Origin of the sequence: Spiroplasma endosymbiont of Nebria brevicollis, assembly GCF_964030895.1 — a bacterium.
Classification (GTDB): Bacteria; Bacillota_I; Bacilli_A; order Mycoplasmatales; family VBWQ01; genus Spiroplasma_E.
Genome location: NZ_OZ034986.1, coordinates 175,317 through 193,336, shown reverse-complemented (window position 1 = coordinate 193,336; position 18,020 = coordinate 175,317). Strand labels below are relative to the sequence as shown.

The following is an 18,020-nucleotide window of genomic DNA, read 5'->3' as shown; positions in this document are numbered from 1 at the left end:
GCAACAGTTATATCACTTTTATAATTCTGTAATCAACCAAGTGCTTCTTGTTTAAATTCTAGTGTAGCTGACTGACTATCAATTTTTACATTAAATACTCGGCTAATTGATTCAAATATTTGTCATCAAATTGCCCATTCAATTTTCAGTTGCTTTGCCCTAATTCTAAATAAGAATCATAAGTAATACCAACCGTATCAACTAAATGTAAGTGATATATACCATTAACTGTGATTCCAATACTTTGACTTAGGTTTTGTTTATTTCCACTTTCAGTAAAATTATTAGTATCATCAACTGTTCCTTGGACATAGTAACTATTTGGATAATCAATTAATACATCATCAAATTTTGAACTTAATGTTGCAGGATGGACATTTCCTACTTTACTTCTCGTTTGGATTATATCACAACCATTAGTATTACCTGAATCAGACGTTAAACCAGTAAGTAAATCTGTATCATCTTTATTTGTTTGATAGTTGATTTTATCGTTATCAATTGAAGTTTTTACTCATAATTTATATGTTACTTGCCCATCTTTCCCACCAAATAAATCAGCATTTTGCTTATACTCATCTTTTAAAGTTAAAATTAGTGTATGTTCACCATTTGTTAAATCAAGGTCTGTTACTGGAATGGTTATGTTTTTACTATCAAGTATTGTTGATTCAATAAAGTTATCTTTGATGCCAATTTTTTGCTCTTTATTATAAACCACGCCACTATAAATTTTATTATTAAAAAATCCATTATTATTTATATTCAATAATAAATTTATCAAGTTTACTACTCATGTACCATGATTTGTTCCTACATAAACAGCCCCATCTGGAGCAACCGCAACAGAAAATATTTCAGATATATTATTAATTTTATTAATAAATGGATTTGTATTATTCTCTCCTTGAACGCTTATTTCTTTATTTGTTGACTTTGATTTAAAGTCATGACTTACATTGCTTGTAAACAATGGTTTTAAACTACTTGCACTAGCTACAGTTACTCCTAACGTACTAATTGCAATCATACTAAATAATTTTTTCATATTTTATTGTTCTCCTTTTTATTTTATACCTTTATTGGTTACATAAGACCCGTTTTACAGTTGTTTAAGTTTCTAAGCTTGTATTCATAAACTCTTTTTCAGCAAATTATAATAAAATATTTACACCGATAATGATGAAAGATCGGAAATATTATTATAACTTAAATCTAATTGTGTCAAATTTGTTAAATTAGATAAATCATTAAGATCAGTAACGTTTGTATTATTAGATAAAACTAATTTCGAAAGAGACTCAACATTAGATAATGAAAAAAATACAGATTTTCAATCATATTTAAATTTTTCACTTATCTTCATATTTGAAACATATAATTCTTTTAACGAAGTAAAAAACATAATTTTACCAATATCACTAACATAATTATCAGATATATTAATTACTATTAACTTATTTAAAACGAGCATTAAATCACATAAATTAATAACTTGATTGTTATTAGCAATATTAAGTGCAGTTAAATTTGAAAAATAATTTAATCCAATAAAACTGTTAACATCAGCATTTGATAAATCTAAAGAGGTTACACTATTAACATCATTTTGATAAATAAAAATACCTTTACTATCATTATGAACAATAGCACTAAATGAAATTTGAATGCGATAAATTAAATTTGAATCACTAATATACTCATTCAAATAACATTTAGTTTCATCATCATTTTTTAGAGATTTTTTTATTATTGTTTTAATCTGTTTATTATAATTTTTATTTTTCAATTGATTACAATAATTATCAGTTTTTATTAATATTTTGATTATTAAAGTTAGTATTTGATAAGACAGTTGCAGATATAATCGTTAAAGATAATGTGGTTAATAATTTTTTCATAATTGCATAAATCTCCTTATCTGAATTTTATAACTTTGATTGGGTAATTAAAGTAGAATAACCGTCAACTGTAAATGATAAAGGTAAATAAATAAACATACTATTTGGATTATAAAATTGTGCTTGGGCAGGAATAGTAGGATCATTAAATTTATCAACACCAAGGAATGGTTGAACATTTGTTTTAATTTCTGAAGGATTAAGTGAATCAGATATTCCTTTAGCAAAAGATTGATTAACTTCTTCATTTTTTGCTAACTCAGTTCACGAAATTAATTCTGTATCTTGAGGATTATTTTTATTACCAAAAACAAAACTACAACCATTTAAATCTAATTGGGTTTTTAACACCATATTAAATACTTGATTTATTTTGCATAACAATATAATCAATTTCTTCTTTATCACCAGGAGTTACTGTTGTAGAAAATTTATCAAATGTCACTGTTTCTTCTGTCAAAATTGCTGATGAAAATGACTCACTAGTATTAAATGTTAAAGTTGTACTTAAACTAGCATTATCAAATGGTATACCTATCTTTTCCTCTACACTTATACTAAGTGAAAAACTTTTAGTAAAAGTGGCACTTACTGTAGCAGTATTTGTTACTGTCTTTGAATCATAATCAACAGTAATGGCATTAGAACCTTTAGAATTATCAATAATGTGTTGTGAAGACATATTAGGATTACCAACTGTTGTTTGAATTTTGCCATTCATTAATAAGGTTCCAATTGGTTGTTCAGTAGAAGTTTTAGCATCTTTAATTGTATTTAATTTAATATTGCTTTTTTGATATACATAATCATCACTTATTCTTTTGATATTTTTAATAAAATCAATAAATGCTTGATTTTTATGAATATAATTTTCTCAAGTTGCTTGTGCTTGATAAGGCACATAATTATTAGTATCATCAGTATCATTATTATTTGTTGCATTTTTTTGATTTGACTTTAAACCATATACAGTAGTTATTATTGGTGTTGCTACTAATCCTGACATAGTTAAAATTGCTAAACTAGTTAATATTTTTTTCATATTATATTTTCTCCTTTTTTTAATTTTAAACTTTTATACATTGTTATATATTGTTTACAATCCACCCTTAATTGATATTAATAGGTAACTTTCATATTTTCCAATTAAGTTATATTATGATAATGTTGATAAGGTATGTATATAAACCCCCCCTTGGTATAATTATTTAAAAATAAAAATAAAACAGGGTTTTTGGTTATTATATTTCTATACGAAGTCAATCTTAATTTCATACAATAACAACTCTATTAATATTTTAAAATAACTCTTTTATCCTGATATAGAAGTATTTTCATAAAGAACTTGCCATTATTCTTCTACGACAGTGTATATAACTTATTTTTGATAAATTTACCTACAAAAGAAAAAACGACAACTACGTTCTATCTAGAGATTGAATAATTTTTCGGGCAACCATATTTATTAATTACTTTCAAGGATTATGAGTATGCATATTTCATGAATAAACAAATAAACCTTTTGCGTTAGTATCTTTAATTTCCAATTCTCAATATTCAGAACCTGCATAACTAATAGGTGTTGCTTTGACGTATCCTACAAGTTTACAATATATACTTTTTAAATCAGAAGATTGTTTTCACTGGAGGGAAGAAAAACTGTTTATATTTGATTTTGATTGTTTATCTGGTGGTAAAGTATAATACATAAATCTAAATGAAATACGTTCAAGAGTATTGTTAAATAAACTTAAAACATGTCCTTCATCTATAGTTAAAAATGTATTATCTTCACAAGCAACAGTCGTAGTTACTGAAGTACCCAATAAGCTTATTATTGAAAAAAAGCTAATTATTTTACGCATAGTTTTCTCCTTTATTAATTATTTTTAATCTAATTGATTAGTAACAACATGTCAATAGGTTCCAGTTTCATATTTTCAAACTTTTGCTTCATTTCTAACATGAATGATATCACCACTAAGATTAGAACTTAATGATAATGGTAAAGAACCCATCATAGCATAATATAAAATAATTTCAGACATACTTAGTGAAAATAGTGTACTAGTACCATCAATAAAATCAAGTTTAGCGCTAATATTTCCACTAAATATCACTATCAAACGTTAGATTTTGACTACTAATAAAACTATTTAAATAGGATAATACTTGAACTTTATGACAAGGAGCAACTAATGTTGAAATACTAGGAGCAATATACTCTATTCCTTCTTCAGCTACAGTAGTTTGTTGCTGTTTAAAATCTATATTAAATGAAATTCCGAATATATCCAACTTAGAAGTGACCCTCTCTTTGAATATTATTATTAGATATTTTAGGATAACAAAAAGTTGATGATAATATTGTTAATAATAACAAGTTATTTTTGTTAATATTCATTTTTTTCTCCCCTATACTTACTTTGCTTCATATACCAAGAAAATTAAAATTTATCTATACTATATGTAATTTCTTTCGGAATTATACATTTACTGGTAAAATAGTTGATTTTACTAGAAAATATGAAACTGGTATGATATCAAATGTCTTAAAATAGACAAATCCGATTTCTTTTTATTTATAAACCCTTTTTTAATCCTTAATATGAAATTATTTTAACACTTTACATTAGTAGTGGCTTCAACACTTAAAATAACAAAATAAGCATTACTTTATAAAAGTAATGCTTATTTTCATAATTTAAAGTTTCTTATGCTCTACGCTTACGACGTTTAACAACGATAATAGGAATAATAATAGCAAATAAAATTAATGTAGCAAAACCAATAACTATTCACATGCAAATGCGATTAATTTTCTTCTTATACTCATTTAATTCTTGAGGATTAATGATTTCATAACCATAATAACTAATAATATTACGTTTACGAAATTTAAATAACACAAAATTAATTACATGAATAGTAAAGATAACGCATAAAACGATTGTTAATGTAACAGCATCTTGGGTAAGTTTAGGTACTTGTACAGTTCAAGATTGAACAATAAATGTTAGTTTTTGTCCACTAATTAAAAACATAATACCAATAGCAATTCCTAAACAAATATAACTACTAATACAAACTCAATTTAAAATAATTAAATTAGTGTGAATTTTACGGTAATTTCTAATAATAAAGTTTGGTGGTAGTAATGAACCTTTTAAAGTTCTTTCAATATATAAATCAACTTCTCTACGTAATGTTAAAAATTCAATAATATTTATTAAAACAATAGCTGCGCAAATAATGGATAAAGGAATCATTAGGACAGGATGAGGAATATATTTAGATTTAGATGTATCTCCAAAGAATAATCCAATAAAAGTAGATGTAACAACTAATGAAGCAAAACTAATTAGCAATAATAGTAACTGTTTTAATTTTTCTGATTTAATTTCACGACTAATTGGTTTAGGAATTTTAAAATTATTTTTAAAACTTACTAATGCCATAGTGTTAAATAAATGTGGTGGTTCGTAATAGGTTGATTTTGGCGTACTGAAACTTTCAATGTTTTCTGATTTTTCTTGTAATGGCATAATATATGAGCTAGTTACTTGTAAATGTTTAGATTCAGAAAAATTATTCACATCAGGTGTATCAATATTATTGTTAATAGAAGGTGGTACAACATTACTAAAATAGGGATTAGCATTAGGTAATTTATCATGCTTATCAGTAGATGATAAATTTTCTTTTTGAATAAACAATTTACTAAATAATTTAGACTTTAATTTTGACATAAATATCACCTACAATATAACTATTTAAAATATTTTTTTGTGCGTTTGATTACATGTTTAGTTGAATAAAACTTACGTTGAATTTTACTAATTTCATGTTCAATTTGCAAAATTTTATCTTCTACTTGATAATCCTTTTCTTCTAGACTTAAATATCCTTTAATAGTCATTCTTTTACGTAAATACATAATTAATAAAATAGCTAATAAAATTAAAAAAATTATTAACGCCAACCCCCCAGCAGCAGCCAAGAAATCTTGTACACGAATTCTAAAACCTAAAAAATTAATAATATTAGGATCATCGGCACTCACTGGTAATAACATTTTTAATCACCTCATAATTGCATTAATATAACTATTCCACTAATATATTATATTAATATTATAACAAAAACCCTTACTTTATTAACTATTATCTATTTAATGGATTATTAAAATTTGTTATTATAATGAAAAAGAATATGTTTAATATTCTTTTTCATATGTTCAACCGTGTGAGCGTAAATATTTAGGAGCAACAAATTGGGCAAGTATTGCAATTACTAATCCAAAACAAGCTACTAATAAAATAATTGTATAATCAAGCGTTGGAAGATTAATTAAAAATAAATCTTGTGGTTCACGTTGTAACTCTAGAATAAAACGAATTATATTTCAACCAAAAAGGTATAATCCAATTTGAACACCAGCATACATCATACGATAATGTTGCGGATTATTAATTTCATAAAGTTTTTTGCTAACAGCACTACGGTGTTTTATTCTTTGTTTACAATCATTAAATCAATGACCCGTAACTTTGAATTCAGGTATTTCTACTAATGCTTTAGTAACAATATTCTCAGGAACTTTATTATAGTAATAAACATCATTTCACATTTTAGTTCATGTTAAACGGTTAGCATCACGATTTTTTTTACTTCAATATTTAGGATTAAATGTTGTAACTGTTCAATATTTAAAGTTTTGACCAAAGTTAAAGTGATATTTATCTGGTTCAACTTTTCATGGTTTTTTACCAAACCATTTACCAAAGTTAGGAACCATAAAGGTAATAACCACTCATAATCCTAAATTACCAAGTGATTCATACAAGAACATAGGAGCACGATAAACAATATGACCGCCTAGCATTTGCGGACTACCATCAATTAGTTTAAAACAGTTATCACGAATAAATGCTGGTAATCATGATAAAGAATCATAACTAACAACTGAACCTAATAACTCATGGTTAAAGAAATTACCTCAACGACCTAAAATTTGACCTAATAAAATATTAGGAATAATACAGTCGCCATAAATCCATAAAGAAATTTTATACTTGCGACCAACGATATAAAAAATTATACCCCCAGCAATGATTCCAAATAAGACGCCACCATGAATTGACATACCACCATGTCAAAAAGCAAACTTACTTCAGAACGGCATAGGATTATTAGGGTCATCTTTTCCTAAGAAACTAGCTCCAAATAAAGCTGCTGGAATAATAAAAACGATTGATCATGTTAAAGAATCAGTAGGAACTCGATAACGACGAAATTTAATTCATGCTCCAATTATAGATGCAAAAATACCTGACATAATAGCAAAAGAATAAACATGGAACCATCCATACGTATCAGTAATGCCGTGGGGTCCAACATAGTCTAGATTTAAGAACACAATATATTACCTCATTTTCAAAAAAAGATTTGTCCTTAATAGAATACCATAACTGATTATCAATCACAAGGTAAATAAAAAATATTAGTACTTATCTTACAGAAGGTTTATTTTCTGCCTATTATTGATAACTAGTATGCTAAAACATTCCATAAAATAGTCGTAATAAAAATATTGTTCTTTTAATTACAAAAAAGGTTCATAACTGAACCTTTTTTGTTTGTTAATTTTATTCTTCATCAATTTTCAAGACAAAACGGAAAGCTTCTGGTGGCAACTCTACATTACCAATTGATTTCATTTTTTTCTTACCTTCTTTTTGTTTTTCTAGTAATTTTCGTTTTCTAGTAATATCACCACCATAACATTTAGCAATAACATCTTTTCTTACTGCTTGCACGGTTGTTCGGGCAATAACTTTGTTATTAATAGCAGCTTGAATGGCAACTTCAAAATTTTGTTTAGAAATTAATTTTTTTAATTTTTCACATAAAACACGTCCTTGAACATAAGCAAAATCTTTATGAACAATAATGGATAAGGCATCAACAATTGTTCCTGCTAATAAAATATCCATTTTTACTAGTTTACTTTCTTGATAACCAATTAATTCATAATCTAATGAGGCATAACCTTTAGAAATTGATTTTAATTTATCAAAGAAATTAATAACAGTTTCATTTAATGGCAAATTGTATGTCAATGTTCTTCTTAAATTATCAGTATACTCTAAATCTAAATACACCCCTCTTTTATCTTGACATAACTGCATAATAGCACCAACATATTGTTCGGGTGTCATGATTTTTACTTTGACGAATGGTTCTTCAATCGATTTAACCGTTTGGGGAGCGGGTCATTTGGTTGGATTATCAATAGTTAATTTATCACCATTAGTTAAATTAACTTCATAAATAACTGATGGTAAAGAAGAAATTAATGTTAAGTTGTATTCACGTTCTAGCCGTTCTTGAATGACATCCATATGTAGTAATCCTAAGAAACCACAACGAAATCCAAATCCTAATGCTTGTGAAGTTTCAGGAGTGAAAAATAATGCAGCATCCGATAATTGAACTTTATATAAAGCATCTTTTAATTCTTGATATTTATTAGTGTCAATAGGATATAATCCACAATAAACCATTGGCTTTAGAGTTTTATACCCTGGTAGTGGTTGCGAAGCAGGATTAGCCACATTAGTAACAGTATCACCAACATGAACATCACTAATGACTTTAATAGCAGCACCAATTCATCCAACCTCACCAGCATATAACACTTGACGTTTTTCTTCTTTGGGTGTACGAACACCAAGTTCAGTGATTTCGTACTCAGCTTTAGAAGCCATCATGCGAACTTTATCACCAACTTTAATAGTACCAGTTTTAATTCTCACAAAAGCCATTACCCCACGGTAGGCATCATAAAAAGAATCAAAGATTAAAGCTTTTAAAGGTGCATTATCGTCAGCATCCTTAGGATAAGGAATATGAGTAATAACAGCTTCTAAAACATCACGAATATTAATTCCAGTCTTAGCAGAAATTAATGGTGCTTCATCAGCTGGCAAACCTAATACTGATTCAATATCCGCTTTTACTTTATCAGGGTCAGCACTTGGTAAATCAATTTTATTAATAACAGGAATGATTTCTAGATTGTTATCAATGGCTAAATAAACATTAGCTAAGGTTTGGGCTTCGATGCCTTGAGCTGCATCTACAACTAAAATTGCTCCTTCACAAGCAGCTAAACTACGTGATACTTCATAAGTAAAATCAACGTGACCTGGAGTATCAATTAAATGAAATAAGTATACATGACCGTTTAAGGATTGATAATGCAATTGAACACTATTTAACTTAATAGTAATTCCACGTTCGCGTTCTAATTCCATTGAATCTAATAATTGTGCTTTCATATCACGAATAGCAACAGCACCTGTTAATTCCAGAATCCTATCTGCTAACGTTGACTTTCCATGATCAATGTGGGCAATAATGGAAAAGTTTCTAATATATTTTTTATCGATACTCATAATATTATGTTTTCACCTATCTTTTTTAAGAATCTTTACTAACAATTAGTATATCAAAAAATATGAAAAAAAGATAAGTTGTGGAAGCAAATATTTTGCGAAATCCTTATTCATTTACAACCCTTGGTTGCTCTTTTTTCAAATAATTAAATTCTTCATCATTTCATAAAAAATTATTACTACGAGACTTAATACGACTTAATTGTCAATATAACATAATGCCAATGATATATAACAATCCACATTGCACACAATCAACTAATAATTCAATAATGGCTAATGCTGAGCCATAGACAACTCAAGTGTATAAAGGATAAATAATAATGATGGGTAATAATGCTATAAAAAATGTTCAAAAACAAGAGTATCAATGTTTATTCATAAATATTCTAATAATGATAAACATTAGAATTCTAATGACAACTGTAGCTGGTAGCATAGTAAAAGAAAAATTACTGGCAATCATCAAGTCAGTTAAAATTCCAGCAACAATTCCGGAAATTAAAAGCATTATTCCTGGAATAAAAGCAGTTAAAGCAATTAGTAATCCATCAAATAATTGAATGATACCACCGTTTAAGGACATAGCAATTCATTTTCCAACAGTTCAGTATGAAGCAAAACCAAAAATAGCTAATAAAGCGCTAACTAATGCTGTAGTACTACAGTACTTAATGGAACGAAAACGATACATAATAGTTTTCCTTTCTTAGGTTTAATTACTAATAACTTCAGTATCTTATTATGACTTTAGTATATCAAAGAACATGAGAAAAAGATAACTCCTTAGCAAATGATTTTTAATTAAATTTTAAACCAACAGCAATCGGATTAGTTTTAGAGCCAAAATAAAATTTGGCATCTAAAGGATTTTTACCTGCTGGTTGAATTATTTTAATAATAATAATATTAGAAGTTGTAGTCACAATAATTCCTAATTTGTTAATTGCAATAATTGTTCCTGCTGGTAATGTTGAATTTTCATTAGTAACTTCAACTTGATGAATTTTGTAAATAACATCATTCAAAATGGTATAGGCAATTGGTACATCATATAAACCACGGACATGACATGAAATTAAATAAGCACTTTGTTGTCAATTAATTTTTTCATCTTTACGAAGAATATTAAAACCAAAAGTAACTTTATTTTCATCTTGCGGTTTTGGGATTAGAACATTATTAACAATAGGTAATAAATTAGTTACTAACATCTTTTTGGCTATGGCAATTAATTTATTAGTTAAAGAGACATAAGTATCAACATTAGTAATTGTTACTGCGTCTTGGATATAAATACCGCCAGCATCCATTTTACTAATCATATCCATTAAAGTAATACCCGTACTAGTTAAACCTTTAATAATGGCTCATTGAATAGGAGCTCCACCGCGTAATGCTGGTAATAATGAAGCATGAATATTTAAACATTTTTGTTTTGGTAAATTTAAGATAGGTTTGGGTAGAAATTGACCATAAGCACAAGTAATAATTACATCAATATTTAACTGTGCTAATGATTGTAAACTATCAATAATTTTTTCTGGTTGGAAAACGGGAATATTAGCAGATATCGCTAACTGTTTAATTGGTAATTCTACTAAAGTTTGTTTACGACCAATCTTACGATCTGGTTGACAGACAACACCTACCACTTCAACTTCATTGTTCATGGTTGTTAATAAAGTTGTTAATATATTTTGAGAAAAAAAAGTAGTTCCCATAAATAAAACTCTAATTTTTGACATCCTTGTTACTCCTTTTTATTTTCTTCTCATAAGTTTTTATTATTACTATTTATTTGAATTTTTAACTCTAAGTTTTCTTTTTGTAATTTTTGATTTAATTCTAATAGTTCATTATTTTGTTTTACTAATTTTTCAATATTACCTTTTTTCTTTTCTTTATTTTTAATGTGATAGTTTGATAAGTATAATATATAATGTATATAACTCAGAGATGAGAATCCTTAAGTGGACATTAGAACCTGTTATGGGTTCTCTTTTTTATTTTAAAATATAAATTTTTCATTCTTCTTTCTTAATTTCTATCAACCTAGGGCATGCCTACTTCAAGTTGCTAAATCTCCAGTAAAATCATTATCATTGGTCTAATCCTAGTATTAATTTATTTTACTTTTTAATATCATTATCTAACTGCGTTTGATATTTCTCTATAATAATTTTAATATGTCAAAATAATACTACCATGCCTAATGTATCACGAGCACAATATTTTAGCATATTATCGCGAAAATTATGATTTCAATTACTTAAACTAATATTATCTTCTACTCTACGACGAAAAGCTTCTGATGCCATATCGCCTTTTTTGATTGTTAAATCTTCATATGAAAAAGCAGGTTCAAAGGCAGGCAAAGTTTTTTTAATTGATAAAGAACCATAAAATTGTTCTTTATAAATTTTAAATCCTTTGAAAAAATCTTGCAAGTCAATGGTACCATCATGAATTTGTGCTAATTGATGTTTGAATTCAGGATAACAAAATGCTAATTTTTTAATTACTGATTTTTCAAAAGATTGATTATAAGCAACATATGTACCTTGACCATGAATTTTAAGCAAATCATGACATAAGTTCTTTGTTAATAAAAAACGTGGGTCATTATTACCATCAGCTAAAAATTCATAGTGAACAATGTTATGATTAGTTTTAAAATCAAAATCAGGACTTAATAAAACATGAATAGAATATTGAAAAGGAATTTGCAGATATGGTGTTGAATTTTTAAATTTAGGAATGGCTGATTTCATAGTTTCAAAGTCATACATATAAACTGGATATTGATATTTTTTGTACTCAATTTTTAAATCAATAAATTTATTGGGGTCGATTAATTTTTCACCATTTTTAATAACATCGTACTGACGTAAATGTAAATCAGACTTAGTTATAAATGGCCAAATTCGTTCATCATTAACTTCTAATAGTTGTTCTTCATAATACCATAGCGCTTTTTTTGTTTTTCGTAAACGATATAATTCAAAAATAGTATTGTGAATAGGAAAGAATTTGAAAATATGAGGGCAAAAAGTTGTATCATTTTCATGGCAATAAGGCGACGTTAAAAATGATATAACAGTCTCTTTATCATCCATTTCCATGATATTACGTAATTTTTGATATTCTAGTTGTAAATTATATTTTAAAAGTTCATCTTGAATTGAATCGTACAAACTAAAACTCTTTTTAGTTTTAGGGCTTTTTTGTCATGTTGTACCATTAGGAATAAATAATTCATCTAAATCCAAAGTTTCTTGGCGAACATAATTATTATTAATATACATAATATGGGTATTAACAATATTAATCCCACATTTAGTTAGTATATCGTATTGATAAAGTAAATCTCACATATGTTCTTCTTTAACCCATGTCACAGCTTTTATTTCAATTAAGTCTCAACCAACATTATTACGTTTTAAGATATCACATTTAGTAATACAACCGTCATATTCAAATCGTGGTTCAAATAAGACATCATATGCTTTGTCATTAATAATTTCCATGGTTTTGATACAATCATAATTTTCTAAATTAAAATTAGTAAACCTACGTTTAAAATAGTCTTGAGCATACTTACCTGTTTCAATTCCATCAGCAATCGTTTCTCCAAGGTAAAATTCAGAATCATCTTCTTGACTATCAAGTGATTCTGAATTATAAAATTGGTCACCTTCGAAATCAAAAATTGTAATTAAATTCGCATTAAACTTGCTACTAGTTTCAGTATGTGTTAATTCTACGAAATTAATAATAGATTTTTCTTCAATTAAACTTTTTGCTAACTTATAATTTTTACCATTTAAAAACCATGAAAGTTTTTGACAAGTACGAAAGTGTTTATAATCATCTTTGTAAATTTTCATAACTTATAACCTGACAAATCTAACAGTTTATTGTTTTTCTTTTCAACCAGAAAATTTGTCTTGCATAGCATTTTTTGGTTTTTCAAAATTTTTAGCACGTTTTTTCTCGGCTTTTTCTTGGATTCTTTCTTGGGCTAAAGCAATTTTTACTGCTCCACTTTCTTTTTTGATAGCAACTTTTTCTTCTGCAGTTTTACGTGACATCTTTACTTTTTTACTGCGTTTTTTTGATAATTGAATACTTTTAATTGTTTCATCTAGAACTAATTCGCGGTTTACTTTTCAAATTGTTTCAAATTCTTTTTTTGAAAGTTGTTTCGTAAATCCTTCAACTTCAAAAGCTTTTGTTGCATATAAGTCATTTTTCTTAGAATCATATAATTTTACTATTACATCAAAAACATCACGATAACGAAATTCTTTGCTACTACGTGAAACTACTTGTTCAAATTCAATAGTTTTATGTTGCAATTGTAATTCTTCGCGCATAAAATTTTTAATAACTTGTTTTACTTCTTTTTGACGACGTGACTTTTCTTCTTTTTTCTTCTTTTTTGATGATATAGTTGTTAAAATAAAAATTATTACAACTACTCCAATTAGGGCTAACATTCATCATGAACTAGCTAATTTATCCATGTTTATCACCTTTTTTATTTATAAATTTTCCTCAATAACTTTTAACAGTTTAGTAGGACTCATGGGTGAAATTGTTAAAATTAAATTTGTATCTTTTTTAATTACAAAATAAAGATTTGTTTTGTTGACTCTAATATATTTATAACTTCTAGTTTCTTCAATATTATGAGATTCACTGATTAATTTTAAGCAATGCTCACGCACTTGCATGTCAGTTAGGTCTTGCAACTTTAGTCTCGTTCTAATGCGGGCAACGCCATGATAAGAAAATTGATAAGGGTTACGATAATAATAACTCATTTTCTACCACCTACTGCCCCTACTAACTTGTTATATTTTCATACAAAAACACTAACATAGTAATTATACTGAAAAAATAAAAAAAATTATACAACATTTAGTATTTTTGTTATAATTATTTCTGTTGTAATCAATTTATAAATTATTTAAATCATAAAGGAGAAAAGAATGGCAAACATTGCATCACAAATCAAAAGAATTAAAACTAACGAAAAAAGAAATGAAATTAATAAAAGCTACAAAGCCAAAATTAAAACTGCTTTTAAGAAAGCAGAAGTAGCAATCAAAGATAATAACAAAACTGCTCCAACTCTTGTTAGTGAAGTATGTAGTTTAATTGATAAAGCTGTTATTAAAGGTATTTATCACATTAACAAAGCTGCTAATAAAAAATCAAAAATCATGTCTAGATTAGCACAAACTAAATAAATTAAAAATAACTGATCAAATTACTGATCAGTTATTTTTTTAATATATATTTTACTTTATTAATAAAGTAAAATTAGAATTTGATTGTCTTATTTCATTAAAAATTTTATTTTTTTGATATTCATCAGATGTATCCATAACAACAAAAATACTAAAGTTACTAATATCTAATTTATTTCGATCAAAACTACTATGAATCTTATAAATGGATGCTCCATTCTTAGTAAGAATATCAACAATTTCATTAATTGTATTATTACTAATTTTTCCATTAACTGAGAATGGTACACGACGATGAGAACTAATTAATGCACTGTTAATAATAGTTCCTAAAGTAGTAATATCAACATTACCACCACTAATTAAACAAACAACATTTTTACCTTTACCAATAATTTTATCAAGTTTACCTGAAAGAAGAGCAGCCACGCTGACAGCACCACTACCTTCAGTTACTACTTTACACTTTTCTAATAAAAATAGCATGGCTTGAGCAATTTCTTCTTCACTAACTGTTACGATTTCATCAACATTATTTTTTAAAATTTTAAAAGTTAATTCACCAATTTGTTTAACAGCAATTCCATCAGCAATAGAACTTTTAGCTTGAATTTTAAATGGTTTACCATTTTTTAAAGCTTGTTTAAATGAATCAACATTTTCAGCTTCAATTCCAATAAACTTAATGTTAGGGTTTTTACTTTTTAAGTATGTTGAGATACCACTTAAAAGGCCTCCACCCCCAATAGGGACTAAACAATAGTCAATATCGTTACCTAATGCTTGCATTTGTTCATATATTTCTAAACCAATAGTACCTTGGCCATTAACAACGAAATTATCATCGTAAGGATGAACTAAAGTTAAACCTTCTTCTTTTTCAATTCTTATTGCTTCTGACATTGCATCATCGAACATAGTACCATGAAGTTGGACAATACATTTAGAACCTCCATACTCTTTAGTAGCTTCAATCTTTGCTAATGGTGCAGTTATGGGCATAATTATTTTTGATTTTAAATTTAAACTTCTAGCAGCTAATGCTACACCTTGGGCATGATTACCAGCACTAGCAGCGATTAAACCTTTGGATTGCTGTTCTTTACTTAAATTAAGAATTTTATTTAAAGCACCTCTGATTTTGAAACTTCCAGTTTTTTGTAAATTTTCTAATTTTAAAAAGACATTATTTCCTGAAAATGATGAAAGTTTATCAGCTTTGATTAAACTAGTCTTAATAACCTTATCTTTGATTTGTTCATACGTTTTTTCAATACTCTCTGCATTTATTAATTTTTCCATGAGTTCCTCCTAAAAGTTATAAAATGTATACTTTTCTTTTTTAAAGATAACTAATACATAAATATATTATCACTTATAACTAACAAAAATATATATTTTTGAATGGAATTGATCATTTTTACCATTGATTCAATTACTAACTAAAAGATTTTGAAAACTAATATATCATTAGGAAAACTTTCTGATTTTTTGTAACTTTTTATAATTGATCGTTTACTGATTCAACAGTATTATTAGTTGTATAAATAATTTTTTTAAATGTTGAAGAATGAGTGATAAAAATCAATAAATTTTATCAATTTTTATACCAAGATTTAGCAATTTGTGGATATTGTTTATTGCATTTATTTTCATGTCTTTTCTCCACATATGTACATATACGGGGATAATTTTCAAATAAAATTTATAATAAGTATTCAATTTCTAATTCACCTGTAATAGTAGTAATGAACACCTATCTTTCATGAAAGTTTTATCACAAAAACTCTGTTTTTTGTATCTACTTTTACTTTAAGTTAAGGCCAATTTTGTTTGTAAATTTAGTTTTAAAGATCATTAATCACACTTAATATGTGGATATAGAAATCCGTAAATAAAAATATCTTGTTTTTTTAAAACAAGATATTTTTATTGCTTAATGTGTTATTTTATTTAAATAAATCGCTACCTTTTCAAAATTTATGACCAGTTTTTACTTTTTTATTATTGTCTTCACTATCATCAAATAATGATGGGTCCATTTCGTATGATTTACCATTAAATGCACTATTAATAGCATTTTGATATTCGGAATTAGCTCTAATAATTTTGTTACGATTAATTTTTGGATTAAGAATGGCAATTACTAAACCAATAGCTAAGGGGGCTACTGCTGAGGCTGTTGAAACATATGCTAAAATTTTAAATGCTTGGAAAGTTGGTAAACCTTTTAATCATGATAAAACTGATTTATCTAAATTATCAGGAATTTTATCACCTTTATCAAGGAAACTAGCAAAAGTATTTTGTAAAGAATTATCTGTTGTCATTAAAATAATATTAGAAACTGAGTAGATAATTCAGAAAATTACCATTATTAATAGAAAATATGATATTCGATAAGTGTCACGTCCTAATTTAGTAGGTTTTAAAATGTAATAAACAAATCCGCCACCAAATAATAATGTAGTAATAATTGAAAAAATAACTGATTGAGCTTTTTCTCCAAAATTATAATCTACTGCATCATTGCCTGCTTTAACAACATGGTTACCTGTTACAAAATATGTCATTATATAAGATACTGTTAATAACACTACTGTTAATAGTAAGAAACCACATAATATTTTTTTTAATAAAGGAATTGATTTTGGCTTGCTTAAATAAGGATAGAATCTAGGATTTGTTGTAGGGTGTTGTGGTAAAACGCCTAATTTTGCTAGATTAGCTAAACTAGCATTATCTAAATTATTAATATTAGACATATTGTTATTTAATTGGTTACCAGACATAGGATTTGGAGCAATGTTGTTATCCATATTAGGAATTGGTAAAGATACTGTTGGTGCAACATTATCATCACTAAAATTATTTAATGCTGAGATTTGGTCATTTAACTGTGTAAATGTCTCACTATCAAATTGTCTAATTCTTTCAAGACTTTCTCTTTCAACAGTTTTACAACTATTAGTGATTGAAACAATCAATAGATTACGTTCTTCTAAAATTTCAATACGATTTTTTTTTGAACTTTTAGTTACACTAAAACTACGATCCATTAAATTAGAAATAATTTGTAAAAATTCAATAGCATACTTTTTGTTGCCTAATTCTTTTAATTCTTTTTCAAGAAAAAATAAATTAGAAATTTGCAATTCTAAAACTTTTATCAAATTTTCATCACTCATAATAGCTTTTCTAACGATTAAGTTAGCCAAACTATTGTATATAGTACTTGACACTTCATAATACAATGCTATATTTACTGTATCTTCTGAATATTCTTCGATTTTTTTATTTTTAATAATCCTTTTTGGTTTATTTTTAACAATAATGTTATCATCTGATGATTTTGCTTCTACTTTATCATCTGGATTTTTGTTACTTTCCATTGTATCACC

General features: G+C 26.6%; 19 protein-coding genes and 1 pseudogene. 1 reads left to right on the top strand and 19 read right to left on the bottom strand.

Translation table 4 applies throughout. The features are described 5' to 3' along the window. Positions 1 to 85: 85 nt before the first annotated feature. The 16 genes from AAHM98_RS01075 to AAHM98_RS01000 all read right to left on the bottom strand — a co-directional run bounded on the left by AAHM98_RS01075 (position 86) and on the right by AAHM98_RS01000 (position 14,190). Complete coding sequence (locus tag AAHM98_RS01075; protein WP_342276667.1) at positions 86 to 1,048, bottom strand: hypothetical protein; 963 nt, start codon at positions 1,046 to 1,048, stop codon at positions 86 to 88. A 120-nt stretch (positions 1,049 to 1,168) separates the two neighbouring features. Then, a complete protein-coding gene (locus AAHM98_RS01070; protein ID WP_342276666.1) occupies positions 1,169 to 1,789 on the bottom strand; it encodes a leucine-rich repeat domain-containing protein in 621 nt (206 codons plus the stop codon). 139 nt (positions 1,790 to 1,928) lie between these two features. After that, positions 1,929 to 2,255 carry a hypothetical protein gene (locus AAHM98_RS01065; protein WP_342276665.1) on the bottom strand — a complete coding sequence of 109 codons (327 nt, stop codon included), beginning with the start codon at positions 2,253 to 2,255 and terminating at the stop codon, positions 1,929 to 1,931. 1 nt (position 2,256) lies between these two features. Continuing rightward, positions 2,257 to 2,943: a hypothetical protein gene (locus tag AAHM98_RS01060; protein WP_342276664.1), complete on the bottom strand. Its 687-nt coding sequence runs from the start codon at positions 2,941 to 2,943 to the stop codon at positions 2,257 to 2,259. Between the two features lie 427 nt (positions 2,944 to 3,370). Beyond that, complete coding sequence (locus AAHM98_RS01055; RefSeq protein ID WP_342276663.1) at positions 3,371 to 3,766, bottom strand: hypothetical protein; 396 nt, start codon at positions 3,764 to 3,766, stop codon at positions 3,371 to 3,373. A 24-nt stretch (positions 3,767 to 3,790) separates the two neighbouring features. Then, complete coding sequence (locus tag AAHM98_RS01050) at positions 3,791 to 4,021, bottom strand: hypothetical protein (RefSeq protein ID WP_342276662.1); 231 nt, start codon at positions 4,019 to 4,021, stop codon at positions 3,791 to 3,793. Further along, positions 4,011 to 4,199 carry a hypothetical protein gene (locus AAHM98_RS01045; protein ID WP_342276661.1) on the bottom strand — a complete coding sequence of 63 codons (189 nt, stop codon included), beginning with the start codon at positions 4,197 to 4,199 and terminating at the stop codon, positions 4,011 to 4,013. The genes AAHM98_RS01050 and AAHM98_RS01045 overlap by 11 nt, the downstream gene beginning before the upstream one ends. 416 nt (positions 4,200 to 4,615) lie before the next feature. Then, a complete protein-coding gene (locus AAHM98_RS01040; protein WP_342276660.1) occupies positions 4,616 to 5,650 on the bottom strand; it encodes an MSC_0882 family membrane protein in 1,035 nt (344 codons plus the stop codon). A gap of 20 nt (positions 5,651 to 5,670) precedes the next feature. Continuing rightward, positions 5,671 to 5,976, bottom strand: a complete 306-nt coding sequence (locus AAHM98_RS01035) for a hypothetical protein (protein ID WP_342276659.1) — start codon at positions 5,974 to 5,976, stop codon at positions 5,671 to 5,673. A gap of 141 nt (positions 5,977 to 6,117) precedes the next feature. Next, positions 6,118 to 7,320, bottom strand: a complete 1,203-nt coding sequence (locus AAHM98_RS01030; protein ID WP_342276658.1) for a prolipoprotein diacylglyceryl transferase — start codon at positions 7,318 to 7,320, stop codon at positions 6,118 to 6,120. 229 nt (positions 7,321 to 7,549) lie between these two features. Beyond that, positions 7,550 to 9,355: a translation elongation factor 4 gene (gene lepA, locus AAHM98_RS01025; protein WP_425289597.1), complete on the bottom strand. Its 1,806-nt coding sequence runs from the start codon at positions 9,353 to 9,355 to the stop codon at positions 7,550 to 7,552. 112 nt (positions 9,356 to 9,467) lie between these two features. Further along, complete coding sequence (locus AAHM98_RS01020) at positions 9,468 to 10,055, bottom strand: hypothetical protein (protein ID WP_342276656.1); 588 nt, start codon at positions 10,053 to 10,055, stop codon at positions 9,468 to 9,470. 106 nt (positions 10,056 to 10,161) lie between these two features. Beyond that, positions 10,162 to 11,109: a methionyl-tRNA formyltransferase gene (gene fmt, locus AAHM98_RS01015; protein WP_342276655.1), complete on the bottom strand. Its 948-nt coding sequence runs from the start codon at positions 11,107 to 11,109 to the stop codon at positions 10,162 to 10,164. A gap of 384 nt (positions 11,110 to 11,493) precedes the next feature. After that, entirely contained in the window at positions 11,494 to 13,251 is a 1,758-nt protein-coding gene (locus tag AAHM98_RS01010; RefSeq protein WP_342276654.1) for a DUF2779 domain-containing protein, read from the bottom strand. A gap of 27 nt (positions 13,252 to 13,278) precedes the next feature. Further along, a complete protein-coding gene (locus AAHM98_RS01005) occupies positions 13,279 to 13,890 on the bottom strand; it encodes a hypothetical protein (protein WP_342276653.1) in 612 nt (203 codons plus the stop codon). 18 nt (positions 13,891 to 13,908) lie between these two features. Beyond that, on the bottom strand, positions 13,909 to 14,190 hold the full coding sequence (locus tag AAHM98_RS01000; RefSeq protein WP_342276652.1) for a hypothetical protein: 282 nt from the start codon (positions 14,188 to 14,190) through the stop codon (positions 13,909 to 13,911). Between the two features lie 168 nt (positions 14,191 to 14,358). On the opposite strand from AAHM98_RS01000, the gene rpsT reads away from it, so the two are divergent. Further along, on the top strand, positions 14,359 to 14,619 hold the full coding sequence (gene rpsT / locus AAHM98_RS00995; RefSeq protein WP_342276651.1) for a 30S ribosomal protein S20: 261 nt from the start codon (positions 14,359 to 14,361) through the stop codon (positions 14,617 to 14,619). Between the two features lie 51 nt (positions 14,620 to 14,670). Here the strand turns inward: rpsT and ilvA are convergent, their stop codons facing one another. The 3 genes and pseudogenes from ilvA to AAHM98_RS00985 all read right to left on the bottom strand — a co-directional run bounded on the left by ilvA (position 14,671) and on the right by AAHM98_RS00985 (position 18,011). Then, positions 14,671 to 15,921 (bottom strand): threonine ammonia-lyase, encoded by a 1,251-nt coding sequence (gene ilvA / locus AAHM98_RS00990; protein WP_342276650.1) that lies wholly within the window; start codon positions 15,919 to 15,921, stop codon positions 14,671 to 14,673. A 202-nt stretch (positions 15,922 to 16,123) separates the two neighbouring features. Next, positions 16,124 to 16,273, bottom strand: a pseudogene (locus AAHM98_RS08985) (transposase); the annotation flags it as partial. Positions 16,274 to 16,568: 295 nt separating this feature from the next. Continuing rightward, the gene (locus AAHM98_RS00985; protein ID WP_342276649.1) at positions 16,569 to 18,011 is read right to left on the bottom strand and encodes a hypothetical protein; all 1,443 of its coding nucleotides are present in this window, start codon (positions 18,009 to 18,011) and stop codon (positions 16,569 to 16,571) included. Positions 18,012 to 18,020 lie beyond the last annotated feature (9 nt).